Source organism: Oleiphilus sp. HI0043 (genome assembly GCF_001634935.1).
Genome location: NZ_LWEY01000090.1, coordinates 1 through 1103, shown reverse-complemented (window position 1 = coordinate 1103; position 1103 = coordinate 1). Strand labels below are relative to the sequence as shown.

Below are 1103 nucleotides of genomic sequence, written 5' to 3'. Positions count from 1 at the left end.
GTCTAGTACTAAGCGAAGAGCGTGCCAGAAAAGATTGGTTTTCTAGGTGATATACAAGAAAAAAGCCGGCTAGGCCGGCTTGGAGAATAGATAGTAGTACTGTTTTTATTTTAATATTTTTAAGTCAGGTTTAACCCTGTAACAGTTGGAGTACCTGCTGTGGTTGTCCATTCGCCTGAGACAGGATCGAAAGACCCGCACTTTGTAATACCTGTGATCTAGACAGCTCAGCTGTTTCTGCGGCGAAGTCAGCGTCTCTGATTCGTGAGCTGGCTTCCGTAAAGTTTTCAGCTGCAATCGCTTGGTTCGTGATGGTGGATTCAAATCGGTTTTGAATCGCACCGAGGTTTGCACGTTGGAAGTTTATCGTTGTCAGTGCATTGTCGACAGCAGCCAAAGCTAAAATTGCGCCATCTGATGTTGATATATCAATGTCTTGTACTAGCTGTCCACTTTCGGCTGCGCCGTAGGTGCCGATTTCAAAGCCAGCTTTCTCAATGTCGCCTGTAATTGAGTCTAGCTCGATCTTACCAGCTGATTGCAGAGAAATTGATGCCCTATATTCGGTGCTAGCTGTTAGGCCGATGTTGGCAGGAGTGATACCTGTGAAAGCTCCAACGTCAATGTTTCTTCCATCATCGGCAATCAAGCGGAACTCTGAACCTAAAGCTTCCGCTCGAATACCTGTTTGGCCGGCCTTGTTGTTTATGGCTGAAATAATGGTGTTTTGTTTGTCTGCAACGGTATTTGTATCACTTGTCGAGATCTCAATGGTAACACCGTTTAACAGGAAGCTTCCAGACTCGCCAATACCGACACCAGGAGCTGCGATTGCTGTGGAATTAACCAACGTAGAGTTTACGGTTGCAGTAACACCTGACTGATCAGATACTAGGTTGATCGCATGCGCTTTTGCGATGGCGCTGGTTTCTGGGTTCGTAGAAGAAGGTGATGCTGTGTCAAAAGCGGCTAGTGTTGGTCCTACAGGGACGCTATTTATAACAAGATCTCCAGTAACAAATGTGGTGTTTGTAACGGCTTGACCAATGGCGCCACTGTTAGTGCCGCTGAATTTGCCAACAGCTAAGCCAGCATTTTCAATA

The 1103-nt window shown here is 46.1% G+C and carries 1 protein-coding gene; it reads right to left on the bottom strand.

All coding sequences use genetic code 11. From position 1 onward, the window contains the following. Positions 1–130: 130 nt before the first annotated feature. Positions 131–1103, bottom strand: a 973-nt coding sequence (locus A3729_RS01785) for a flagellin (RefSeq protein ID WP_255376368.1), incomplete at its 5' end; no start/stop codon positions are given.